This is a genomic window from Exiguobacterium sp. s163 (assembly GCF_018617135.1).
Classification (GTDB): domain Bacteria; phylum Bacillota; class Bacilli; order Exiguobacteriales; family Exiguobacteriaceae; genus Exiguobacterium; species Exiguobacterium profundum.
Window position 1 is genome coordinate 687,919 of sequence record NZ_JACSJN010000001.1, and the last position, 24,528, is coordinate 712,446.

25 protein-coding genes and 1 riboswitch are annotated in these 24,528 nt (G+C 48.3%); of the genes, 3 read left to right on the forward strand and 22 right to left on the reverse strand.

Annotated elements, in window-relative coordinates:
- Nucleotides 1–42: 42 nt before the first annotated feature.
- The 13 genes from KNO71_RS03685 to gatC all read right to left on the reverse strand — a co-directional run bounded on the left by KNO71_RS03685 (nt 43) and on the right by gatC (nt 11,871).
- Nucleotides 43–390: a GNAT family N-acetyltransferase gene (locus KNO71_RS03685; RefSeq protein ID WP_483298384.1), complete on the reverse strand. Its 348-nt coding sequence runs from the start codon at nt 388–390 to the stop codon at nt 43–45.
- Nucleotides 391–614: 224 nt separating this feature from the next.
- Nucleotides 615–1,130 carry a dihydrofolate reductase family protein gene (locus tag KNO71_RS03690; RefSeq protein ID WP_240499846.1) on the reverse strand — a complete coding sequence of 172 codons (516 nt, stop codon included), beginning with the start codon at nt 1,128–1,130 and terminating at the stop codon, nt 615–617.
- 251 nt (nt 1,131–1,381) lie between these two features.
- Nucleotides 1,382–2,089, reverse strand: coding sequence for a Crp/Fnr family transcriptional regulator (locus KNO71_RS03695; RefSeq protein ID WP_078147398.1), 708 nt, complete (start codon nt 2,087–2,089; stop codon nt 1,382–1,384).
- Between the two features lie 64 nt (nt 2,090–2,153).
- Entirely contained in the window at nt 2,154–2,387 is a 234-nt protein-coding gene (locus KNO71_RS03700; RefSeq protein WP_074033862.1) for a heavy-metal-associated domain-containing protein, read from the reverse strand.
- A gap of 41 nt (nt 2,388–2,428) precedes the next feature.
- Nucleotides 2,429–2,767, reverse strand: coding sequence for an iron-sulfur cluster repair di-iron protein, ric (locus tag KNO71_RS03705; protein ID WP_214687296.1), 339 nt, complete (start codon nt 2,765–2,767; stop codon nt 2,429–2,431).
- A gap of 33 nt (nt 2,768–2,800) precedes the next feature.
- The gene (locus tag KNO71_RS03710) at nt 2,801–3,034 is read right to left on the reverse strand and encodes a heavy-metal-associated domain-containing protein (protein WP_054788693.1); all 234 of its coding nucleotides are present in this window, start codon (nt 3,032–3,034) and stop codon (nt 2,801–2,803) included.
- Nucleotides 3,035–3,230: 196 nt separating this feature from the next.
- Nucleotides 3,231–5,084: a heavy metal translocating P-type ATPase gene (locus KNO71_RS03715; RefSeq protein ID WP_078147400.1), complete on the reverse strand. Its 1,854-nt coding sequence runs from the start codon at nt 5,082–5,084 to the stop codon at nt 3,231–3,233.
- A 506-nt stretch (nt 5,085–5,590) separates the two neighbouring features.
- Nucleotides 5,591–5,812 carry a recombinase family protein gene (locus tag KNO71_RS03720; protein WP_214687297.1) on the reverse strand — a complete coding sequence of 74 codons (222 nt, stop codon included), beginning with the start codon at nt 5,810–5,812 and terminating at the stop codon, nt 5,591–5,593.
- A gap of 395 nt (nt 5,813–6,207) precedes the next feature.
- Nucleotides 6,208–7,566 carry a 23S rRNA (uracil(1939)-C(5))-methyltransferase RlmD gene (rlmD, locus tag KNO71_RS03725; protein WP_214687298.1) on the reverse strand — a complete coding sequence of 453 codons (1,359 nt, stop codon included), beginning with the start codon at nt 7,564–7,566 and terminating at the stop codon, nt 6,208–6,210.
- 55 nt (nt 7,567–7,621) lie between these two features.
- Nucleotides 7,622–8,620 (reverse strand): diacylglycerol kinase, encoded by a 999-nt coding sequence (locus tag KNO71_RS03730; RefSeq protein WP_012727038.1) that lies wholly within the window; start codon nt 8,618–8,620, stop codon nt 7,622–7,624.
- Nucleotides 8,621–8,683: 63 nt separating this feature from the next.
- Nucleotides 8,684–10,114 (reverse strand): Asp-tRNA(Asn)/Glu-tRNA(Gln) amidotransferase subunit GatB, encoded by a 1,431-nt coding sequence (gatB, locus tag KNO71_RS03735; protein ID WP_078147403.1) that lies wholly within the window; start codon nt 10,112–10,114, stop codon nt 8,684–8,686.
- Nucleotides 10,115–10,126: 12 nt separating this feature from the next.
- Nucleotides 10,127–11,569: an Asp-tRNA(Asn)/Glu-tRNA(Gln) amidotransferase subunit GatA gene (gene gatA, locus KNO71_RS03740; protein WP_031422700.1), complete on the reverse strand. Its 1,443-nt coding sequence runs from the start codon at nt 11,567–11,569 to the stop codon at nt 10,127–10,129.
- Between the two features lie 11 nt (nt 11,570–11,580).
- Complete coding sequence (gene gatC, locus KNO71_RS03745) at nt 11,581–11,871, reverse strand: Asp-tRNA(Asn)/Glu-tRNA(Gln) amidotransferase subunit GatC (RefSeq protein WP_012727041.1); 291 nt, start codon at nt 11,869–11,871, stop codon at nt 11,581–11,583.
- A 214-nt stretch (nt 11,872–12,085) separates the two neighbouring features.
- On the opposite strand from gatC, the gene KNO71_RS03750 reads away from it, so the two are divergent.
- Nucleotides 12,086–13,789: a methyl-accepting chemotaxis protein gene (locus tag KNO71_RS03750; protein WP_214687299.1), complete on the forward strand. Its 1,704-nt coding sequence runs from the start codon at nt 12,086–12,088 to the stop codon at nt 13,787–13,789.
- A gap of 40 nt (nt 13,790–13,829) precedes the next feature.
- Here KNO71_RS03750 and KNO71_RS03755 read toward each other — a convergent pair whose 3' ends face one another.
- From KNO71_RS03755 to KNO71_RS03765, 3 genes are all read right to left on the reverse strand, one after another.
- Nucleotides 13,830–15,191, reverse strand: a complete 1,362-nt coding sequence (locus KNO71_RS03755) for an alanine/glycine:cation symporter family protein (protein ID WP_214687300.1) — start codon at nt 15,189–15,191, stop codon at nt 13,830–13,832.
- A gap of 416 nt (nt 15,192–15,607) precedes the next feature.
- Nucleotides 15,608–16,045 (reverse strand): thioredoxin-dependent thiol peroxidase, encoded by a 438-nt coding sequence (gene bcp / locus KNO71_RS03760; protein WP_074036111.1) that lies wholly within the window; start codon nt 16,043–16,045, stop codon nt 15,608–15,610.
- Nucleotides 16,046–16,058: 13 nt separating this feature from the next.
- Nucleotides 16,059–16,862: a hypothetical protein gene (locus KNO71_RS03765; RefSeq protein ID WP_214687301.1), complete on the reverse strand. Its 804-nt coding sequence runs from the start codon at nt 16,860–16,862 to the stop codon at nt 16,059–16,061.
- 171 nt (nt 16,863–17,033) lie between these two features.
- Between KNO71_RS03765 and pruA the strand changes: the two genes are divergently transcribed.
- The gene (gene pruA, locus KNO71_RS03770) at nt 17,034–18,578 is read left to right on the forward strand and encodes an L-glutamate gamma-semialdehyde dehydrogenase (RefSeq protein ID WP_214687302.1); all 1,545 of its coding nucleotides are present in this window, start codon (nt 17,034–17,036) and stop codon (nt 18,576–18,578) included.
- A 47-nt stretch (nt 18,579–18,625) separates the two neighbouring features.
- Here the strand turns inward: pruA and KNO71_RS03775 are convergent, their stop codons facing one another.
- From KNO71_RS03775 to KNO71_RS03800, 6 genes are all read right to left on the reverse strand, one after another.
- Nucleotides 18,626–18,859 (reverse strand): HD domain-containing phosphohydrolase, encoded by a 234-nt coding sequence (locus tag KNO71_RS03775; protein WP_285222568.1) that lies wholly within the window; start codon nt 18,857–18,859, stop codon nt 18,626–18,628.
- Between the two features lie 33 nt (nt 18,860–18,892).
- The gene (gene ribH, locus KNO71_RS03780; protein WP_074036107.1) at nt 18,893–19,357 is read right to left on the reverse strand and encodes a 6,7-dimethyl-8-ribityllumazine synthase; all 465 of its coding nucleotides are present in this window, start codon (nt 19,355–19,357) and stop codon (nt 18,893–18,895) included.
- Nucleotides 19,354–20,538, reverse strand: coding sequence for a 3,4-dihydroxy-2-butanone-4-phosphate synthase (gene ribB, locus KNO71_RS03785; RefSeq protein ID WP_214687304.1), 1,185 nt, complete (start codon nt 20,536–20,538; stop codon nt 19,354–19,356). Before ribB ends, ribH begins: the two co-directional genes overlap by 4 nt.
- Nucleotides 20,538–21,179 carry a riboflavin synthase gene (ribE, locus tag KNO71_RS03790; RefSeq protein WP_214687305.1) on the reverse strand — a complete coding sequence of 214 codons (642 nt, stop codon included), beginning with the start codon at nt 21,177–21,179 and terminating at the stop codon, nt 20,538–20,540. The genes ribB and ribE overlap by 1 nt, the downstream gene beginning before the upstream one ends.
- Entirely contained in the window at nt 21,179–22,243 is a 1,065-nt protein-coding gene (ribD, locus tag KNO71_RS03795) for a bifunctional diaminohydroxyphosphoribosylaminopyrimidine deaminase/5-amino-6-(5-phosphoribosylamino)uracil reductase RibD (RefSeq protein ID WP_214687306.1), read from the reverse strand. The genes ribE and ribD overlap by 1 nt, the downstream gene beginning before the upstream one ends.
- A 152-nt stretch (nt 22,244–22,395) precedes the next feature.
- A riboswitch (FMN riboswitch) is annotated at nt 22,396–22,538 on the reverse strand.
- A gap of 80 nt (nt 22,539–22,618) precedes the next feature.
- Nucleotides 22,619–23,431: an undecaprenyl-diphosphate phosphatase gene (locus tag KNO71_RS03800; protein ID WP_074036102.1), complete on the reverse strand. Its 813-nt coding sequence runs from the start codon at nt 23,429–23,431 to the stop codon at nt 22,619–22,621.
- A 452-nt stretch (nt 23,432–23,883) separates the two neighbouring features.
- Between KNO71_RS03800 and KNO71_RS03805 the strand changes: the two genes are divergently transcribed.
- On the forward strand, nt 23,884–24,525 hold the full coding sequence (locus tag KNO71_RS03805) for a homing endonuclease associated repeat-containing protein (RefSeq protein ID WP_074036101.1): 642 nt from the start codon (nt 23,884–23,886) through the stop codon (nt 24,523–24,525).
- The last annotated feature ends 3 nt before the right edge of the window (nt 24,526–24,528 follow it).

Consider the following 24,528-nt stretch of genomic DNA (forward strand, 5'->3'; position numbering starts at 1 on the left):
TTTTCGTTCTCAATCACCTAATCAACATGAAGATGTTCCGATTTAGTATAAGTATCCTAATAAATCGAGCTTTCCTTCCATCCATCGCTTATCCCCAACCGCTCGTACCATCAGTTCGTCAAATGATGTCTCACCAATCCCGCGTGTCGTCTGGTTCTCATCATTGATTTGAAGCCACGTGCATGTGTTGGATACCGTGTGAAACCCGATGCGTTCGTAAAGGTCTGGTTGGTCTGCGAATAACAGAAGAAAGTCGATTGAGTATTCTTTTCCGAGGGCAATGATTTCTTCCATCAGCGCCCGTCCGACCCCACGTCCCCGAACTTCTTCCCGGACACACAGATCGATGATGCCGAGCACGTGAATCGGTTCTCCGTTCATATTCATCACACGAAAGTCTAACCCGACTTGTCCAATGATCCGTTCGTCTTCATACGCGACGATTCGGATAGATTGAAGGAAACGCGTGTTGCAGTAGCTCGGTCAGTTCCTTATCCATCGATTCTGAAACGGTCATCTCCAGGTGTTGCTCGATTTTCACCTCTTCTTCCCTTCCGATTGAAAGCGCCCATACCGAACGACATGGACCCCGTTCGGCATCAGCTGTTGCTCGATTACGTCGAGTTGTAGTGGCAAGATGTTGCCGTCCGGAAAAGTCGTTTGCCTGAACCGATGATGATGGGATACATGATCAGTCGAACTTCATCGATGAGATCGTTCGCGAGTAGCGTATGCACAAGTTCGCTGCTTCCCCAGACGTGTAAATCGGGTCCCTCTTCTTGTTTGATTCGTTTTAACGCTTCGACCGGTTCTGTCAGAAACGTCGTTGATTCCCATCGTGAATCCTGTGATTGCCGCGTGACCACATACTTCATCGCCCGAGTGGCTTCCCGCCAGACATCATCATGGTTCGGCCAATAACTCGCCCATTGGTCATAAGTCTTTCGCCCGAGCAACAAATCAAACTCACTATGCATTTGCGTCCGAATCCAAATGCCAAGCTCTTGACTCGAAAACGGCTCCGTCCATCCCCCATGCATGAAATCCTCACTCAAATCTTCTTCCTTCCCACCCGGTGCTTGAATCACACCGTCCAATGACAGATGTTCAAGTACAATGATTTTCCTCATCTCCGACTCCCCTTTCGGCTGTTTGCAAAAAAGCCCCCGATTGAGTCAATGAACTGAACCCTGAATGATAGACACTTGATAAAAAGTGCTCATTCAGGGTTCAGTTCACTTTTTGTAGATAAACATTGTTAAATCAACAAAAATTAGCAATCCATTTTATATGCTAATTGGATTGCTAAAAGGTTTGTTATTTTATGTTTTGTACTATTAAACTTAACACGTTAGATGATGGCACGCTACTCTGCTTATATTTATTCAGTATGAAGTAACAACTGATCTAAATCCATTATTTTAATTTTCTTTTTCGGTAACTGTTTAATCAATCCAAGTTCTTCTAGAGTAGTAAATTTACGGCTGATTGTTTCTGGTGTGGTACCAAGATACGAGGCTAAATCCTTTTTGGACATTGGTAAGACAATCGTTGGACTATCGCCACTTCCCTTTTCAACATTCTCAGCTAAAAAGGATATAATGCGGGTTTCTACATTTTCAATCGCTACTTGTGTGGTTTGTTTTTCAGAATCCTTTAAACGCATCGTTACTTCTGACAGTATTTTTAATGAGATCTGCGGATATTCCACCAAATACTTCTGTAAATCACCTCGTTTAATTAAACAAATGGATGTATTTTGTAGTGCTTCCGCATAATTCTCATGAATACTTCCAGGTTGGAAAACGGCGACTTCACCTGTAAAATCACCAGGATTTAAAATGCGAACAAGTTGTTCTTTTCCAGAATCCGTTAAGCGGTAAATCCGAGCCTTACCTGAATTGATAATATATAAGGTATCATCTTCCTCATCTGCACGGAATAACATTTCCCCTTTTTTAAGATGAAGTATCTTGGCAGATTCCGCAATCAAATCCATTTGTGAGTCTTCCAAATGGTTGAAAATGGGAACAATACGAATACATTCTGCATGTCCATGTTGGTGATGACAACATTGGTTTTGTTCCAAAATAACCTCTCCCTTTTATAAAAAGCCTAAGAGGGCATCCTAGGATTCCTTTCTATTCACTCGATTAAGCAGGTTTTACCTTTGATTTGACAACAGAATATCCTAAGTCTTCAATTGCCTTTTCGATATCGTTAATAGCGACTGCTTCTGAATCAAAATCTACTTTTACTTTACTTGCATTGAACATTACTTTCAAGCTATCTTGATTCACACCGTTTATTCCTTTCACCGCATTTTCAATCTTTTGGAGACAAGATGGGCAAGATAAGGTTTCTAATTGAATCGTTGCTTTTTGCATAAATCATTTCCCCCTTCATTTTTTAACGACCGTAAACCAATCTATTCTTTTGTTTTTGAGTTCCTTAAAGCCTGATATGCTTTATCTACTTCTGATAACATCTCGAATGTGCCTGCATACGTTTCACATACATCTCCAGGAATGGTGTAGTTGTCTGTGATTTTTCGTAATTGAGCAAATTCAGCATCTAAGTCAGGTTTGTTCGTACCTGCGTCTTTTACTTTTCCACTAATTGTTTCAAACAATTCACGTACTTCAAAGGCTTCTGGGTGATTCTTACCATGGGCCCGTGTAATTGCAGTGGTGTATAAATCAAGTTTTTCAAAATGGTTTGTTATTACTTCGTTAAATGTTTGTTCAGAAAATGTTTGTTCAGACATTATTCGTTCCCTCTTTCTTGTGATTTTTTGGTCTTAGGCCGATTTTACTTTTGATTTGACGACTGGATATCCTAAGTCTTCAATGGCTTTTTCGATATCGTTAATGGTGATCGTTTCTGAATCAAAATCTACTTTTACTTTACTAGCATTAAATAATACTTTTAAGCTATCTTGATTAACCCCATTTAATCCTTTCACCGCATTTTCAATCTTTTGCATACAAGATGGACAAGATAATGTTTCTAATTGAATAACTCCTTTTTGCATGAATTATTTCTCCTTTCATCTTATCTTTGATTTTTTTGTTTTCCCTCTTCTTTTTTTTTTACAATTTAAGTATAGTTCAGGTTCAACGAAATGAAATTGATGCAAATCAAGTTTTAAGAAAAAGTAGGGGAGTATTTTGTTCTTCCTACCTGAATACTTCCCCTTTATCATTCATCAAGACTGGTTTCTATTAAAATTATTCTCTCAAACGGTATCGAAGCAATCTCATACCATTCAAGATGACTACTAAGATACTTGCTTCATGAACCAACATCCCGATTGACATATTCATCCATTCACTAAATAGTAGGCTGGCAAGTAAGACTAATACCACACCAACTGCTATGGTAATGTTCTGTTTCATGTTTCTTGAAGTTGATTTTGTTAAGCCTAATGCGTGTGGTAAACGACTAAAGTCAGAATTCATTAAAACAACATCTGATGTTTCAATTGCAACATCTGTTCCACTTCCCATGGCGATTCCGATATCTGCTAAGGCTAGTGAAGGACTATCATTCACTCCGTCACCGACAAAGGCAATGATCCCGCCTTCTGCTTGCATTTTTTCGATATAAGCAGATTTTCCTTCCGGTAGCATATGACCATGTGCTTCTGTTAACCCAAGTTCTCGAGCAACTAAATCTACGGTTCCTTGGTTGTCCCCAGAAAGAACGACAAGGTTTTTGACCCCTAGTTTTTTCAGTTTTTGAAGATCTTTTTTAACACCTGGACGGATTTGATCCCGAATACCCATCAGAACGTTTAATTCTCCGTCGACCGCAGTTAACACAAGAGAATTCCCATTTTTCTCAAAGCGTTCGACGTCTTTTTTAGCTTTTTCGCTTAATTTCACATTTTCCTTTTCCATTAAAGCTACGTTACCAACGGCTATACGATGAACACCTATTTTTGCTACAATTCCGCCACCTTTAACGACTTCGGTTTCTTCAACAGTAGAGAAAGTTGTCTCGCCAATATCCTGTAGGACAGCTTTCGCTAGTGGGTGGTCCGATTCACGCTCCACACTTGCTAAATATCCTAGAACCTCTTCAGTATTTTTTCCGTAAAATTCTTTTTCGGCAACTTCAGGGTTTCCTACTGTCAATGTTCCTGTTTTATCAAAAACGATAGTATCTACTCTGCTAAAGTCATTGATAACTTCACTACCTTTTAGGAGGACACCATTACGTGCACCGTTTCCGATACCGGCAACGTTGGATACAGGTACCCCGATAACTAATGCACCTGGACATCCTAAAACAAGAATCGTGATAGCTAGTTCAATATCTTTTGAGAAAAACCAAACAATAAAACCAAGGACTAACACAGCTGGTGTATAGTATTTTGAGAATCGGTCAATGAAACGTTCTGCTTCTGATTTGGAATCCTGCGCCTCTTCCACTAATTCGATAATTCTACCAAATGTTGTATCTTCTCCAACACGATCAGCTCGAATTTGGATCGTTCCATTTTCTAAGATAGATCCTGCAAATACTTCAGAATCAACCTTTTTACTTACAGGTAGCGATTCTCCAGTAATACTTGCTTCATTAATGTGACCTTCACCAATTAACACTGTTCCATCTACCGGAACTTTTGCACCCGTTTTAACTAATAAAATATCACCTTCGTCTACATCATCGACATCTACTTCTTCAAATTCTCCGTTTTCCATTTGCTTTAAAGCACTTTCTGGTGCCAGCTCTGTTAATTCTTTAATGGCAGAACGTGTTTTGTTCAAGGTACGTTGCTCCAAGTAAGAACCAAATAAGAATAAGAAAGTAACGATGGCTGATTCCTCATAATTTTGAATCAATACTGCCCCAATAACTGCAATGGTAACTAAAACATCAATACTGACAACTTTTACTTTTAATGCCTGATAGGCTTGAATCGCAATTGGTGCTACACCAAGAATAGATGCAATGATGAGCGACCAATTGAAAATGGCCATGTTGTCTAAGGAAAATCGTCCGAAGAATGCAAGTGCAATCAAAATTGCACTGATCAGTGTAATGGAATTCTTTTTACTTAATATATATCTTTGCATGTTGATTCCCTCCAATTTCATTTTCATTTGTATTCCTTGTTGATGACTCTAGCATAGGATGTTTCTATGAAATAAAAATTGATTCGAATCAAGTTCTATTGCAAAAGTGAAAAATTATAAAAGAACAGCATAACAAAACCAACTGTTTTACGGAACAACTCTTATATATTGTCGAACATACAATCACAAAAATTCATTATATTGTACATTCTTTATTCAGCAGGCTTTAGAAAAGCATTCTAAACAGCAAACTAAACCGCTCGGAAAATGAACTGAACCCTGAATGATAGACACTTGATAAAAAGTGCTCATTCAGGGTTCAGTTCACCGGAGTAAAACCACTATTTTCTTGTAACATACAAATCCATTCATCAATGGTAAAATTTTGTGCACTAGTTGGATAATAATTTATTTCTTTTTTCAAATTATCATCCCCCCTTTACATTATTTTTCTGTCAAAGTAAGTCGAACAAGCTTAGATTTTTATCAAATATTTTTTTAGCTTATTATTTCTTTCTCTTCGAACTGTACTTCCTACTCTTTCTTTTTACACCATCATCAGTTTTCACAACATTGCTTCTATTCTTCTTTTCAATCTGCACCGCTTCAAATTGCTCTTTTGAAATGATTGCTGGATGATTATTTTCAGAAACATAATTCTCTTGATGTTCCCCGGCATTCAATAGCCTCACTACACCAATATATTTTTTCATTGCTAAACATGACATCAATGGTTCGTTTACTCCATTTTTCTTTCCCTGTTGGTGTTTGATATGCTCCCCAATAGAATAAACAGATTGGTTATTTCATCTGTCTACCTATTGGGAAGCATATCACTCTACGTTGATCAGGCATCTCCTTACCTCCTGGCACTTATGTTTTTTTAGACTAATAATATTCAATGCGATTTCTAACTATATGATTAGTCTAAATACAACACAGTTTATGCCCTACATCTATTCTGTCGACTCCCCCATCCAAAATCTATTCTATCAACTCAACCCCGATTTTCAGGGCATCTAAAGCCAATAATAAAAAGGGTCCCACCTGTTTATTAACATAAAATAAACTTAAGTGAAACCCTATAAACCTTGCTCTATCAATGCTTGAACAGCTAGTGTATTTATTCCCTAGACATCCACGCCACCGTCTCCACATGCGCCGTATGCGGGAACATGTCGACCGGTGTCACTTCCATCAAGCGATAACCTCGGTCAGCGAGGTAACGCATATCGCGCGCCTGCGTCGCGACGTTACACGAGACATATACGATTCGCTTCGGTCCCATCTCGACCATCGTCTCGAGGAACGATTCGGCACAGCCTTTACGTGGTGGGTCGACAACGATGACGTCCGGATTCACGCCATCTTTCTTCCACTCTGGAAGCACATCTTCCGCTGCACCACATGCGTACGTCACATTGTCGATCTCATTGACGAGCGCATTCTGTTTCGCATCCTCGATTGCTTCTGGTACGACTTCAACACCATACACGTGTGCCGCTTTCCGAGCGAGGAAGAGACTGATCGTCCCGATACCGCAATAGGCATCGACGACTTGTTCCGTACCTGACAGTTGTGCGTACTCAAGCGCCTTCCCGTACAACTTCTCCGTTTGGACCGGATTGACTTGGAAGAACGAGTGCGGAGAGATCGTGAACGTGAGTCCTGCGATTTTATCCTCAATCGTTTCATGGCCGTAGAGCAACTTGTTCGTCGCTCCGAGGATGACGTTCGTCTTGTCCGGGTTGACGTTTTGCATGATCGACGTCACGTCTGGAAGACGCTCGACGATATCGGCGACGATCTCATTCACGCCTTTTAGTTTCGTCGTCTTCGTGATGAGGACGATCATGAGTTCACCCGAATGGTACCCGTAACGGGCCATGACGTGACGGATGACCCCACGTCCTGTCTTCTCGTCATACGCCGGTACGCCACGTGCATCCAACACATCACGGACGACTTGGATCGCCTGATCATTGCGCTCATCTTGAATCAAACATTCGCTCATCTCAACGATGTCATGGGAACGAGGGCGATAGAAGCCTGAAACGAGACGGTCTCCTTCTTGTTTGAACGGGACTTGTGCCTTGTTGCGGTAGCGCCAAGGTTCTGGCATCCCGATCGTGTCATGGACCGGCACGTCGAACTGCCCGAGACGCTTGAGCGCATCGACGACACGTTCTCGTTTCTGGCGAAGTTGTCCTTCATAACTGAAGTGTTGCAGCTGACAGCCGCCACACTGATAAAAAATCGGGCACGGTGGCTCGACGCGGTCGGCGCTCGCTTCTTTCACGTTCAACAATCGGGCGAACCCATACTGCTTGTTCGTCTTCGTCACGACGATTTCGACCGTCTCACCCGGTAACGCGTTCGGCACGAACAACGTATAGCCGTCGACACGTGCCACACCCGCCCCTTCATGGGTCAGGTCGTGGACGTGGACATCGAGACGATCATTCTTTTTCACTGGTAGCATACGAATGCTCCTTCCATTGCAAATAGGAATGACTGATGTCGTCATTCCTATCTTTTCACTCTGCTTTATCGAGCGAAACATTGAACAATTGCTTGATCATCTGTTCGCGTTCATATTGTGCATTCAAATCTTCCATCTCGCGGATTCGGGCGTTCGGCGCGAGCACCGTCAAGTGACGGAATAAGTTCCGCATCTCACCTGTACACTCCCCGCCATACTCGCCGTCGATGTTGAGACTCATCGGCTCGGTCGTCTTCATCCGGACGCGGCTCGTCTTCACGTGCTCGACGAGTGAGCTGGATAAATGCTCACCCCGCAGGAGTAGGCGGACGACGTGGATGAATTCGAACAAGTTACATTTCCGCAAAATGAACAGATCGAACAACCCGTCATTCAACGACGCGTGTGGTGAGATTTTTTCAAATCCACCGACCGAGTTCGAGTTCGATGTGAGGAAGACCATGACCTCGCCTTGGAACGTTCCTTCATCGTGCTCAAGTTCAATATACGTCGGTTTGATGAGTGGCAGTTTCTCCATTCCTTTCACGTAATAGGCGAGCTGTCCGAGTGCCGTCTTCAACTTCGATGGCACTTCATACGAGAGCTCGGTCATGATACCACCGCCGGCGATATTGATGAAATAGTGGATGTCACCTTTCTCGCCTTCGATCTCCCCGAGGTCGACCGGCATCTCGAACCCATCACAGATGACGTCGAGTGCGCCGACGACGCTCAGTGGAATCCGCATCGCCCGGGCGAAGTCGTTCGTCGTTCCGACCGGAATGAGTCCGATTGTCGGACGATTCTCAAGCGGTGCGAGCCCAGAGATGACTTCGTTCAATGTCCCGTCTCCACCTGCGGCGATGATGAGGTCGAACTCGGCCGCTGAGGCCCGTTTTGCTTCGAGCGTGGCATCACCAATCGCTTTCGTCGCATACGTCGACGTCTCATAACCCGCATCCTCGAGGCGGTTCAAAATGTACGGGAGTTCCCGTTTGATCACTTCTTTACCAGATGTCGGGTTATAAATGACCCGCGCACGTTTCCGTTGCATATTGATTCTCTCCCCTATGCTCAACTCGAGCGAAAAGCGAGACACAAGTGTCTCGCCGCCTGCTTAGCGTTTCGCGATCTCTTCGTGGAACAAGCCATCGAGGAGTGCCGGGTTCGCCATCCCTTTCGTCTGTTTCATGATTTGGCCGATGATGAAGCCTTTCGCACGGTCTTTCCCGTTCTTGAAGTCTTCGATCATTTGCGGATGCGCCTCGAACAATTCGAGGATGTAGCCACGGAGCAAGTTCTCGTCCGAGATTTGGGCGAGTCCGTTCGCTTCCACATATGCTTTCGGCTCAGCACCTTCTTCCATCATCGCCGTGAAGACACGCTTCGCGATTTTCGATGAAATCGTCCCTTCTGCGATCAAGCGGATGAGTTCAGCGAGTGATTCCGGTGTCAACTTCATCGTCTCAACCGTTTCGTTCGTCTTGTTCAAGTGACCGAGCACTTCACCCATGAGCCAGTTCGCTGCCGCTTTCGGCTCCGCACCGGCCGCTGTCGTCGCTTCGAAGAAGTCCGAGAACTCACGCGTCGACGTGAGGGCTTTCGCGTCGTATGCCGAGAGACCGTATTGGCTCATGTAGCGTTCACGACGTGCTGCCGGCATCTCTGGAATCGTCGCGCGGATGCGCTCTTTCCATGCCTCATCGATTTCGAGACGGACGAGGTCCGGTTCTGGGAAGTAACGGTAGTCCGCTGCCCCTTCTTTGACACGCATGAGAATCGTCTTTTTCGCCGCTTCGTCGTAACGGAGCGTCTCTTGACGCATGACGCCACCTGAGAGAAGCAATTTACGATGACGCGTTTCTTCATAGTCGAGTGCCTTCAAGACGTTTGAGAACGAGTTTAAGTTCTTGAGCTCCGTCTTCGTACCGAACTTCTCCTGCCCGAATGGACGGACCGAGATGTTACAGTCACAGCGAAGTGACCCCTCTTCCATCTTGACGTCCGAGACGCCAGCGAACGAGAGGACTTCTTTCAAGCGTTCGAGATACGCGACCGCGTCTTTCGGTGAGCGCATGTCTGCTTCACTGACGATCTCGATGAGTGGTGAACCGGTCCGGTTGAAGTCGACGACCGAGTGTTTCTCGCCCGTGTGGTTCATCTTCCCGGCATCTTCTTCCAAGTGCACGCGCTCGATGCGGAATCGTTTCATCTCTCCGTCGACTTCGACGTCGACGTGACCGTTTGAACCAATCGGCTTGTCAAACTGCGAGATTTGATACGCTTTCGGCGTGTCTGGGTAGAAGTAGTTCTTCCGGTCGAACTTCGTATCTGTCGCAATCTCACAGTTGAGTGCCATTGCCGCTTTGATGGCGAGGTTGACCGCTTCTTCGTTCAATTTAGGCAAGACGCCCGGGTGTCCGAGGCAAATCGGACACGTCTGTGTATTCGTTTCGGCACCGTAAGTGCGTGAGCAGCCACACCAAATCTTCGACTTCGTGCTCAGCTCGGCGTGCACCTCGATCCCGATGATCGTTTCAAAGTTCATCGTACGTCCTCCTTAGAGCTGTGGCATCTTGAAACCGCCGTTTGCTTGTTCAAAAGCATGGGCCACGCGGTAAAGTGTTGATTCATCAAAGTAGTTCCCGATAATTTGAAGACCGACCGGGAGACCTTCTGAAAGACCTGCCGGGACTGAGATGGCCGGAATACCGACCAAGTTGACCGGAATCGTCATGATATCGTTCGCGTACATCGTGAGCGGATCGTCGAGCTGTTCGCCGAGTTTGAATGCTGTCGTCGGAGCAGTTGGTCCAACGATGGCATCATACTCTTCAAACACTTTCGCGAAGTCCTGCTTCATGAGGGTACGGACTTGTTGGGCTTTCTTGTAGAACGCATCGTAGTAACCAGAGCTGAGGGCATATGTCCCGAGCATGATCCGGCGTTTGACCTCGTCCCCGAACCCTTGTTCACGCGAATACGTGAACACTTCGTCGAGCGTGTCCGCTTCGGCGCGACGTCCGTAACGGATACCATCGAAACGTGCCAAGTTCGAAGAGGCTTCTGACGAGGCGAGCAAGTAGTACGCCGAGAGGGCATACTTCACAGACGGAATCGAAACCGTCTCGATCGTCGCACCGAGAGACTTGAGCGTCTCAATCGCTTTTTCAATCTGTTCACGGACGCCAGGCGCGACACCTTCTGCCATGAATTCTTCTGGAAGTGCGAACTTCATGCCCGTCAAATCCTGGTTGAGCGCTGCCGTATAGTCCGGCACTTCGACTTCAGCCGACGTCGAGTCCATGTCGCAATGACCCGCAATCGTATTCAATAAGTAAGCATTGTCTTCAACGGTACGCGTGAGCGGACCGATTTGGTCGAGTGACGACGCGAAGGCGACGAGACCGAAACGTGAGACGAGACCGTATGTCGGCTTCATCCCGACAACACCACAATACGCGGCTGGTTGACGAATCGAACCACCCGTATCCGAACCGAGGCTAAAGAGGACTTGCCCAGCTGCGACCGATGCCGCTGAACCGCCTGAAGAACCTCCTGGTACACGAGTCGGGTCCCATGGGTTACGGACAGGCTTGAACGCCGAGTTCTCGTTTGATGAACCCATCGCGAACTCGTCCATGTTCAACTTTCCGATCGTGACGGCACCAGCGTCATGAAGACGCTCGACGACCGTCGCATCGTGTGCCGGGACGAAGTTCTCGAGGAATGTCGAAGCACATGTCGTCCGCATCCCTTTTGTGACGATGTTGTCTTTCACACCGATCGGCATCCCAAAGAGCGGGTTGTCTGATGTTTTCGCAAGCTCATCCATGCGCTTCGCTTGCTCGAACGCATCCTCATTGAGCGTCAAAAACGCACCGATTTGATCATCCGTCGCTTCGATGCGATCGAACGATTCTTTGACGAGGTCCGTGACCGTGACTTCGCCTTCTTTTAATAACGTATGCAGTTTCGCTACACCGTGGTCAAATAAACTCATGAAAGGCCTCCTTACTCAAAGACCGCAGGGACACGGACTTGACCGTTCTCCCAGTCAGGTGCCATCCGTTCGACTTCTTCACGTGGAAGCGATGGACGGACCTCGTCTTTGCGTAGTACGTTTTTCAAATCTAGGGCATGGGTCGTTGGTTCGACACCCGTTGTATCCAGCTCATCGAGTTGCTCGGCGAACTCGAGAATTTTTGTCAATTGCTCCGTGAAGTGCGTCACTTCTTCATCTGTGATCGCAAGTCGGGCAAGTCCGGCGACGTGCCGAACTTCAGCTTCTGTAATACGAGCCAAAATTCCCACCTCCAACAGTTTTCAATACATCGTTCATTATCATACCACTTTTTCATAAGACAAAAAAGGAAATCTATCTTGTGAGAAAATGTCTCCTTTTTAAGAAACTAGGGGAATCCATCTCGAATATTGACCCGCTTTCGAAATCAGCTATACGGTTGATGTGCGATTCTGATTATGCTAAAGATAGAAAAGTTTCGTAAGGAGGAATCGTATGTCGATTCGGAATAAACTCATCACTGCGTTTAGCATCATGTTTGTGCTGCTTCTTGGTGTAAGCGGTTATTCTTGGTATGCCTTGAACGCATCAAAAGCAGCCCAGGAGGACATGATCGTCTCTTGGGTACCAGGAATTGACCAAATCCATCAAGTGGATAAGCAATTGCTTGAAATTCGCCGTCATTTGATTCGTCACGCACTCGTCGAGGACGCGGTGACGAAACAAAATATCGAGCGAGACATTCAAGCATCCGTCGCCATCTTAGAACAACGGATGGACGGTTATGAAGCCACGATTATCATGGAAGAAGATCAACAGCTCTTCGATCAGGCAAGCTCGAATTGGACTGACTATCAAGGCGTGATGAGTGAACTCATCCGTATTTCTAACGAAGAAGGAAGTGCTGCCGCAGAAACATATATTCGCGATACAGCGGATGCAAGCGCTGACACGCTCTCGAACTCTCTCGGTCTACTCGTCAACTTGAACCGGGAAGAAATTCAGACGGACACAGCGGCGGCGGCTAAGTCGTTTGAACAAGTACAACTCACACTATTCATCGTCCTCGGGGTCGCGGCTGTCATGACGATCCTCATGATGCTCTTCATCTTCCGCTCCATCTTTGAACCACTCAAAGAGTTCAAGACGAAGATGCGTGAGCTCGCCACGAGCGAAGGCGATTTGACGACGTCAATCCCTGTGAAGCGCCGCGACGAGTTCGCCGGACTCGCACGCGACTTTAACCAGTTCATCGCCAACTTGCGTCAGTTGATTCTTCAAGTGAACGACGTGACGACTGGTGTGACGAAACAATCAACCCATATGTACGAAGAGTTGAAAGAACTTGACACGTACATGACGACGACCGCTGCGACGACAGAGGATTTGACCGCCGGTATGCAACAGACGGCGGCGAGCGCTCAAGAGATGAACGCTTCCGCCTCGGATATGGAGCGGACGATTCATCATATCGTGACGATGGCCGATGAGCGGAAAACCGAAGCGAGACAAATCGATGAGCGTGCCCTCTCCCTCAAGTCACATGCGGTGGAGGCGAAAGAGAATGCCATCAGCGTCCTTCAGTCGACACGCACGAACTTGGAGAAAGCGATGCAAGATGCGAAAGCCGTCCGTGAAATCGCGACGCTCACGAACGACATCCTCGACATCGCCGCACAGACGAACCTCTTGTCGCTCAATGCCTCGATCGAAGCGGCACGTGCCGGAGAGGCCGGACGCGGATTCGCCGTCGTCGCCGACGAGATTCGAAAACTCGCCGAGACGAGCCGGGCGACCGTCGAACGAATTCAAGTCATCTCGACGACCGTCCTTCATTCGGTCGATCATTTGAATGAAAGCTCAGGACAGATGCTCCACTTCCTCGACACGAACGTCTTGAAAGATTATGACCAACTTGAAGAGGCAGCCGGACAATATAGCGAGGACGCAGGTCGCTTTGAAACGACTGCGACCGAGTTTGCCGCCGCTGCCGGGGAGCTCGAACAATTGACGTCGAACATGATCGGTGTCATCCAGGACGTTGCGACGACCGTCAACAACGGAGCGCTCGGTACGCAAGAAATCGCTGAAAAAGTGACGATGTCCGTCGAACGTTTCGCCGAGTTGAACCATGCGACGGAACAGTCGCAACAAAAGATGGAAGAACTCGATTCACTGATTCGCCAATTCAAGGTATGACAAAAACCCGCCGACACGTGCTGTCCGGCGGGTTTTCTCATCAAGCGGCAGAGGACTGCCCTTCTTTTTTCCGTTCGAGTTCGAATCGTTTCGTCTCCGCGACGACCACACCGGAGAGGAACAAGAGTCCAATCAAGTTCGGGATGGCCATGAGACCGTTGAACACATCCGAAATCGACCAAATCAAATTCAAGTTCGTCGTCATCGCACCGAGCCCCGCGACTAAAATATAGAGGACACGATACGGGACGATCACTTTTTCACCGAGTAAATAGTACGCTGAACGTTCGCCGTAATAACACCAGCCGAGGACGGTCGAATAGGCGAAGAAGACGAGCGAGATCGTCACGATGATTTCACCAATCGGCCCTAAGAAGTAAGCGAACGAGGCTTGCGTCAAGGCAATCCCTTCAAGCCCTTCCGTATATTGACCGCCCATGACGATCGTGAGTCCCGTGATGGAACAGACGATGAGCGTGTCGATCAACACTTGTGTCATCGAGACGAGTGCTTGACGTCCCGGGAAATCGGTCTTCGCTGCCGCGGCCGCAATCGGTGCAGATCCAAGTCCTGCCTCGTTAGAGAACACACCGCGCGCGACCCCGTAGCGAATCGCGGCACCTAACGCGCCCCCACCGATGGCTTCGGCACTGAAGGTGCTCGAGAACATCGTCGACAAGGCACCTGGTACCAATTCGAGGTTCATGATGAGAATCACGAGCCCGCTTCCGACATATGCGAAAATCATGAACGGGACGAAGATTCCGACGACTTTTCCGATTGATTTGACACCACCTAAAATGACGAATGCCGTGACCGCCATCATGACGATCCCTGTCACAACCATTGGGACGTTGAACGAGTTGTTCAAGGCGAGACTGATCGAGTTCGTTTGGACCCCGTTCCCAATCCCAAAGGCTGCGACCGATGCAAAGACGGCGAACAAGACGCCGAGCCATTTTTTCTTCAAGCCGTGTTCTAAGTAGTACATCGGACCCCCGGCAATCTCACCGCGTTCATCGACGACACGATATTTGACCGCCAGGATGGCCTCGGCGTATTTCGTCGCCATCCCGACAAAACCGGATAACCACATCCAAACGACAGCTCCCGGTCCCCCGAGAACGATTGCCGTCGCGACACCGACCATGTTTCCCGTACCGACCGTGGCCGCCAATGCCGTCATGAGTGCTTGGAAATGCGAGATGTCCCCGCGTTGCTTTTTCTTCGGCTGTTCTGCTTTCGGAATAAACGCCTCTTTCAGACCGACCCCAAGTCGCGTCACTTGGATAAATCCGAGACGGACGGTCAGGAAAATCCCTGTCCCGACAAGTAATATGAGTAAATGTGGCCCCCAGACGAGATTCGATAAACTCGTCAGCCAACTTTCAATTTGATTCACCGTGTTGCTCTCCTCCTACGTTCTTGATTTGAGCGCTCTCCCTATATTTTTCAGAACATTCACAATCGAGTCAAGGTAGCTCATATGAAGAAAGCGCTTTCAAAATGTTATATAATTGTAATATTTTCCCCGAACCCTTATTCTTAAAAGTTTCTTAAAATTTATTTCGAAATATGATTGTAATATATATTCAACTGCATGAGCCCGGATTTCATGATCAATACGAACCGTTAATCGATAGACTACATCTCAATCAGAAATGGAGTGGTTGCAACTGTATAAAGCACGCTCGAAGCGGTTTGATAGCAGCGACCAATTACGGGCAGGCGAGACTCTTAAGGGAACAAAAAAGACTGTAGACCCATGCGTTGTCTACAGTCTGAAACCGTTCATGACCTTTCCTTCAGTTTCTCGTTTTACGAACGAATGGCAGCCACGACTTCTTCGACGTGACCTTTCACTTTGACGTTGCGCCACTCTTGTTCGATATAGCCGTCCTCGTTGATTAAGAAAGTCGAACGGACGATGCCGTAATATTCTTTCCCGTAATTTTTCTTCAACTGCCAGACGCCGTAAAGCTCGGACACTTCATGTTCCTCGTCCACGAGTAAATCAAATGGGAGGTCATTCTTGGCTATAAAGTTTTGATGTTTCTTTTGACTGTCGGCCGATACCCCAAGGACGACCGCGCCTTCCATCTTCGGCAACGCATCGCGGAAATCGCATGCCTCGGTCGTGCAACCAGGTGTCGAATCTCGAGGATAGAAGTATAAGACGACTTTCTTACCGAGATAGTCCTTTAATGAAACCATCTCTCCGTTTTGGTTCGGTAATGAAAATGTTGGTGCGAGCATCTGCTGTTCCTCCTTAGCCAAACGATGGGTCGACAAGTTGTTCGTCATAGCCATCGATCGCTTCTTCTAATTTTGTCTTTAACGGGTCAAGCACTTCGATATACTCGACTGGATCTTCCGTTGCAGCCGCTTTTCGGAGCGTCTCCTCGTTATCGGTGTACCACGTCTCATACGCTTTGAAATAGTCGGTCATGATGGTTTGGTTCTCCTCGACCGTCAACGTTTCCGCCATGAGCAGGAAGACGTTATTGTCTGCCTCGAGCGCCATATAGTCCGTCTGTGCGTTGACTTGGTCATAGATCGGACCAGCCTCATCTTCCGGAATCTCAGCGAGACGGGCGTTCGCTTCGGCATTCACTCCGTACTCGTTCGCCTGGACACCGATGAGTAACTCTCCGACCTCGGCAATCACGTCTTTTGGTAAAGCGACCGGTGTGATGACGAGTGACCACTCATCCCCTTCCTTCACAGCGATTTTACTGAGTCGGTTCGGGAGCGGGTTCCCTTCTTCATCGATCATCTCATGGACAAGGAACGCCACGTCTTCCTCTTCGTTGACCCAGCTCTTATAAATCTCACCAGGAGACAATTGACGGGTGACGGCACCAGTCGCCGGAATCTCGGTCAACTGGCCAGCATAATCAATTGATGCGAGTGCCTCAGCGTCTCCAGACTCAAGTGCCGTCTGATAGTCTGCGTACACGTTCGTGACAGCGTCCGGCAATGCGCGGTCTGTCTCTTCTACCACAGTCTCTTCCTCGTTCCCACATGCCCCGAGCATGAAGACGAGGAGTAGCGGAATGAACCATTTTTTCATGTTGTTCGTCCTTTCTAAAGCCGTGTTCTCCTCCATCCTATCACGTCTCGATTTCTTGCTCCAATGCCATGTGTTTCTGGAAAATTGTTTCACTAGGATTTCTACGATAATTTCGATACAATACAGACGTAAGCGCTTTAACGCTCAACATCACTTTAAGGGGGAACGAGAATGATTCCATACAAACATGAACCATTCACAGACTTTACACAAAAAGAGAATGCCGAAGCAATCCAAGCGGCAATCGAGAAAGTGAACGGTGAGCTCGGGAAAGACTATCCGCTCGTAATTGGTGGGGAAAAGGTTACGACGGAAGGTAAAATCACGTCTTACAACCCGGCTAACAAAGAAGAAGTGATCGGTCGCGTGTCAAAAGCGAACCAAGAGCTCGCAGAACGTGCGATGCAAGAAGCACTCACAGCATTTGACTCATGGCGCCATGTCGACCCGGCTGTCCGCGCTGACGTCTTGTTCAAAGCAGCGAACATCGTCCGCCAGCGTAAGCACGAGTTCTCGGCTTACCTCGTCAAAGAAGCGGGTAAACCGTGGAACGAGGCAGATGCGGATACAGCGGAAGCAATCGACTTCATGGAATATTATGCACGTCAAATGCTCGAACTCAAACCAGGCAAGAAAGTGGAGAGCCGCCCAGGCGAATACAACCGGTATGACTACATCCCACTCGGGGTCGGGATCGTCATCAGCCCATGGAACTTCCCATTCGCAATCATGGCCGGTACAGCAGTTGCGGCCATCGTCGCCGGTAACACAATTCTCTTAAAACCAGCTTCGACGACGCCAATCGTCGCTGCGAAATTCGTCGAAGTGATGGAAGAGGCAGGTCTTCCAAAAGGCGTGCTCAACTTCATCCCGGGACCGGGTGCAGAAGTCGGGGACTATCTCGTCGATCATCCGAAAACACGCTTCATCAGCTTCACAGGATCGCGTGATGTGGGACTCCGCATCAACGAACGTGCGTCTAAATTGAACGAAGGGCAAATTTGGCTCAAACGCGTGATCGCGGAGATGGGTGGAAAAGATACGATCGTCGTCGACGAATCAGCCGACCTCGAGCTCGCTGCACAATCAATCGTGAAATCGGCATTCGGTTTCTCTGGTCAGAAATGTTCGGCTTGTTCACGTGCCGTCATCGTCGACAGCGTGTATGATACGGTACTCGACCGTGTCGTCGAACTCACGAACGAACTCTCTGTCGGAAACACAGAGAAGAACGAACACTTCATGGGACCAGTCATCGACGCATCGGCCTTCAAGAAGATCACATCGTACTTCGATGTCGCAAAAGAAGAAGGACGCATCGTCGCAGGTGGGAAAGCAGACGATTCAACAGGCTACTTCATCGAGCCGACTGTCGTCGCAGACGTCGACCCGAAAGCACGCCTCATGCAAGAAGAGATTTTCGGACCAATCGTCGCCTTCACGAAAGCGAAAGACTTCAAAGAAGCAATCGATATCGCGAACAACACAGAATACGGCTTGACAGGGGCGGTCCTCACACGTGACCGTATGAATCAAGAATACGCTCGCCAAAACTTCCACGTTGGGAACCTTTACTTCAACCGTGGTTGCACAGGCGCAATCGTCGGCTATCAGCCGTTCGGTGGATTCAACATGTCAGGTACGGATTCAAAAGCAGGTGGCCCGGATTACATCCAACTCCACATGCAAGCGAAAACAACATCTGAAACGTACTAATCAAAAAGGAGATGCTCCCCGAGGGGACGTCTCCTTTTTAGTGCGCTTTAAATGTCTGATCGAACATGGTGACGATTCGAGCCGTAAGCGGGATGTCCTCTCCTTTTCAGTCCTTGGTTGTACCCCGTTCCGTCCCAACGTTCGTGATGATACAGTGTGATGGGATAGGCCATTTGAATGAAGTAATTCTGAGGGAACTGTGTTTGTAAATCCTTCAACATTTCGCCGTCGACACGCACATGGTCGCGCATGAACACCCATTCCTGGTCGGACAGATCCATTTGAAAAACCGGGTGGTCGCCACCCGGTTTTGATTAGACTTGCTTTAACAGATTGGCCATCTCGATGGCAGAAGTCGCCGCTTCCCACCCTTTGTTGCCTGCTTTTGTTCCTGCACGCTCAATCGCCTGTTCAATCGTCTCCGTCGTCAACACGCCGAAGATGACCGGGACTTCGGATTGATAGCTCGCCTGGGCGATCCCTTTTGCCGCTTCGTTACAGACGTAATCAAAATGCGGGGTCGCACCACGAATGACGGCTCCGAGCGTGATGACCGCGTCGTATTGTTTGCTCATCGCCATTTTTTTCGCGACGAGCGGAAGTTCAAATGCTCCTGGGACGAAAGCGAGCGACACATCCTCTTCCTTCACTCCATGACGTTTCAAGGCATCCTTCGCCCCGTCAAGCAGACGCATCGTGATCAAGTCGTTGAACCGTCCGACGACGATTCCAATCTTTAAGCCTTCTCCAACTAAGTTTCCTTCAAATGTATAGGTCATGTCCATGTTCCTCCAATATGATTCATTTTGAGTTGTTTCATCAGGCGATACGATTCGTTCGCTTCATGCGCACCGACATGAATCGAAACGCGTTCGACGACTGTGATGTCACACGATTCCAAGGCATCGACTTTATCGGGGTTGTTCGTCATGAGCCGGACACGGGTGACGCCAAGATCACGAAGCATCGCCGCGCTCACCCGATAGTCCCGAAGGTCCGGATGAAACCCTAGTGCCACGTTCGCCTCGACCGTATCCAATCCATTCTCTTGAAGGGCGTACGCCTTCAGTTTGTTCAACAGTCCGATGCCTCGCCCTTCTTGACGCATATAGAGCACGATGCCCGATTCCTGCTCGATTCGTGCCATCGCCGTGTCCAGTTGCGGACCGCAATCACATCGGAACGAACCGAAGACGTCACCGGTCAGACATTCGGAGTGAATGCGAACGAGCGGGACCTCCTCAAGCGTCTCCGTCACGAGCGCCACATGCTCTTCACGGTCCATTCGATTCTCATACCCTATCATGCGAAACGTTCCTTTTGAGGAAGGTAGGGACACGTCCGCAACACGTGTGACGAGGTTCTCCTCCATATATCGGACTAACGCTTCGATAGTGATGAACGCCAACCCGTGGCGTTCAGCGACTTGTACCAAATCAGGTACGCGTGCCATCTCCCCGTCCTCTCGAATGATTTCACAGATGACCGCGACCGGCTCACTTCCTGCGAGTCGCGCCAGGTCGACAGACGCTTCGGTATGACCTCGGCGAACGGAGACGCCTCCCTTTTTCGCAATGAGCGGGAACAGATGTCCCGGACGTTGAAAATCGGATGGACGGGACGATGGGTTCGCTAACTCACGAACGGTGTGAGACCGTTCACTCGCCGAGATGCCAGTAGTCGAATCGATATGGTCGACACTGACCGTGAAGGCGGTACCGTGTGGGTCTGTACTGTTCGTCACCATCGGCGCGAGATCGAGACGAACCGCCACTTCTTCTGCGATGGCGCTACAGACGAGCCCTTTCCCTTCCGTGATTAAAAAGTTCATCGTTTCCGGTGTCACCTTGTCACCGAGTACGACAAAGTCCCCTTCATTCTCACGGTCCTCGTCATCCACGACGATGATGGGACGCCCTCGTCTCAGTTCCTCAATCGCTCGTTCAATCGAATCAAACATTACCATCCCGCCTTTCCATATCCTTGTTCTGCCAAGGACTCGAGCGTCATCTTCGACTGCCCGACGACCTTTTCCATATATTTTGCCAACAGATCACATTCTAAATTGACTACATCACCCGTCTGTTTCATCCCAAGCACGGTCTCGCTGTATGTGTGTGGAATCAAGGACAAGGTAAACCCACGCTCTGACACGTCAAACACGGTCAAACTCGTCCCATCTACACATATCGAACCTTTCGGGACGATGTAGGAAAGGAGCGCACGATCACATTGGATGTCGATATAGACGGCATTCGCGAGCGGTCGTTTCTTCGTGATGCGCCCGACCCCGTCGACATGTCCGGATACGAAATGTCCACCAAAACGTCCGTTCGCCGGCATCGCCCGTTCGAGATTGACTTGTGTTCCCGGCTTGACCCCATCTAGGCTCGACGCCTTCAACGTTTCTGGCATGACATCGACAGAGAACGTCGCGTCATCGAACGTCGTCACCGTGAGGCAGATCCCATTCACGGCAATGCTGTCCCCGAGCTTCACATCGTCAAGCACTTTCACAGCGGACAAGACGAGTCGTAAAGATGGTCCGTTACGCTTGACCGCTTTGACCGCTCCGATTTCTTCTACGATTCCCGTGAACATCAGAGCGCCCCCTTTCGAAGGACGACTTTCAGGTCGGGTCCAATCGTTTCGACCTGATGAATCGTAAAACGGGATATCCCTTCGATCGTCCCTTCCTGCTGTGAGCGATAGACGCCATGCTTCCCACCGAACACCCGTGGTGATTGATAGGCGACCCATTCATCCACGTAGCCTCCGTCAAGAAGTGAGGTGACAAGCGTCGGTCCGGCCTCGATCAACACACGCCCAATCCCATTTGCGTATAGCGTCTCAAGAACCGTGCCGAGTGACGTATAATCGAATAATTCGATACCGACGGATTGAGCTCGTTCACGTCGTTCTGCCTCATCTGACGAAGTGAAGAGGAGCACCGGAACGTCTTCGGCGGTACGTGCTAACGTACTAGCGAGCGGTAACCTCAGGTCACGGTCGAGCACGACTCGTTTCGGCTGTCGCGTCACGCGGTCCAATCGAACCGTAAGCGATGGGTCATCCGCGAGTACCGTTCCAATCCCGGTCAAAATCGCATCGACCGTGGCACGAAGTTCATGCACATCACGACGGGCTTCCGAACTCGTCACCCATTGACTCTCCCCCGTCTCTAAGGCAACTTTCCCATCGAGGCTCGTTGCCGTCTTCAAGATGACGTATGGTCGTTTCGTCTCAAGCGACCGCAAAAATGCCGGATTCAAGGCACGCGCCTCTTCCTCAAGCAGACCCACATCGACTTCGACACCGGCCGCTTGCAGGCGCACGATCCCATTGCCTGCGACGAGTGGATTCGGATCTTTCATGGCGACGACGACACGTTTGATGCCCGATTCTACAATCAAATCGGCGCACGGTGGTGTCTTACCGTGATGCGAGCACGGTTCGAGCGTGACATATAAAGTCGCCCCGGATGCAGCCGCACCGGCCATTCGAATCGCATGCACTTCAGCATGTGGTTCGCCCGCCTTAAGGTGGGCACCCATTCCGACGATACGTCCGTCTTTCACGAGAACGGCACCGACGAGTGGATTGACACCGGTCTGTCCATCGGCTGATTTCGCCAATTGAATGGCCTGTTCCATGTACTGTTTCATCGTTCTCCCTCCTTTTTCCGTACAAACAAAAGACCCTAAGGAGCAGTCCTTAGGGTCTTGGTGGGAGGGTTTCGTCAAATTTTGGCAAGCCAAATAAACGTTTTCTATACAGAAAAGCGTACGACGAAGCACAGGTCACGTGGACCTGTTTTTTGTTCCTTCTCCCATCCAGACTATACTGTCGGCTCTAGAGTCTCACTAGATCCACCGTTCGCACACGTGCGCCCGGGTCACGGACTTAGGGCATAGGCCCATCACCGCCGGTTGGGAATTTCACCCGACCCCGAAGGAATATTTGTTTGTACAGGTTTACTGTATCGCAATTGTTTTTATTTCGCAAAACAAAAAACGCTACTCGTGAGAGTAGCGCCTCGATTATGCGAGAAAGAGGACGACGAGAAGCCCGACAATCCAGCAGTAATATGAAAAATACTTCAATTCGCCTTTTGCCATGATGTGCTGGAACCACTTCAATGAAATGGCCGTCAACACGTATGATGCGATAAATGCCAAAAGGAGCGGACCGAACAAGTCACGCGTGTCTGGGTTTGTGAACAACGTCGGACCATCCAAAATCATCGTGCCGAGACTGATTGGAATGAACAGGAAGAACGAGAATCGAAGCGCCGACTCCTGTTTGATTCCGAGGAGCATCGCCATGACGATAGTCGCCCCGGAACGGCTGATCCCAGGAATGAGCGCCACGGCCTGAGCAAGTCCGATCAATACGGCGTCACGTAGCGTAATGCCACCGTCGCCCTTGTTTCCTCGCATATTCCGGATGAACCAGAGGGCGAGTCCCGTAATGATGAGTGTATAGCCGACTGTCGCCACGCCACCGAGCACCTCGGCGATCCAGTCACCAAACAGGACACCGAGCACACCAGCCGGAACGGTCGCGACAAGTAACAGCCCGATGAACTTCACGTCGACCATCGTCTCATCCGACCGGTCTTTCTTAAATAAAAACGTCCACAAACTCATGATAAGACGAACGACGTCTTGACGATAGATTGTTAAAACCGCAAGAAGCGATGCAAAGTTTACGAAAACTTCAAATGACAATCCCGGCAAGTCAATGTTAAATAGTTCTTGGAAGATGACAAGATGTCCGCTCGATGAAATCGGGATGGGCTCTGTGAACCCTTGAATCAATCCAAGTAACGTATAAAATAACCAAACTGTCATAGTGATGATCCTCTTTTCTGTTTTTCACTCAATGCGGCTATTTTAGCAGAATCGGTCTTTCATTGACCAGCCATTAAAATTTTTTTGCCGTAATTTCAATATTTGATTGATTAGTCTGAAAATTAAATTTATTATAGAAGGGTACTCATCTGGAGCGAAGGCGATGACCCCAACTCTCCAGCTGGGTACTTTTTTATAAAAATATTACAAATTTGGGTGATTAAAACTTTATGTTTACATTTCTCTCGAAATTCGATTTAATTTGTAATAGAACTGTTACCATTTTTTGAAATTATCAACTGCGACTTTAGTCCTATCCAATTCCTAGGAATTGTTTAAAATTTTTCAAAATCACGTTAATAAATCCGAAAAACAATCCGATAGTATGATTGTAGGAGCATTTTTTTATCTTTCTCGGTTCAGATTTGAGTCCACGGAAGGAGGAACCATCATTGAATCAAACGCTATCCACTAAATCCCATCACTTGTCTACCGAACAGCAAAGGATGATCCATTGCATTCGTCTTCTCGGGGACTTGTTGAAGGAACGTCCACGCCGTTCTGTCTATCGCCGCTTCGCAATGGAACAGAATTGGCCGTCTCCTGAGTCGATCATTCGTCAGTTCGGGTCATGGGCTGAGGCACTTGCCATCGCAGGCTATGAATGGCATGGAGAGTCAACCGTCGAATTGCCAGACAAAATGCCGAAGTATACACGCGAGGACATCATCGAGACGCTCGCCATTTATTCGCGAGATATGGGCTCGATCATCACCTTGAAGAAGTATCAGCAATGGCGAAAGCTCCATCCGAAGGCACCGAGCCATTACCATATCGTCAAAACGTTCGGTTCGTGGCATGATGCCTGTGCCGAGGCTGGTCTTGAGGCGAGTGTGACCTATTCGAAAACAGAACTCTCGAACGCTCTTCGTGAAGCCATTCAAGAAATGGGCTTCTCGCTCTCATTTGAAGCGTACCGTGAATGGGCAAAACGCAACAACAAACCTTCGACGAAAGCAATCTTGCATCGCTATGGCTCCTGGTCAGCCGCCGTTCATGCGGTTGAATCTGAACTTTATAATACGAACTCATAATCA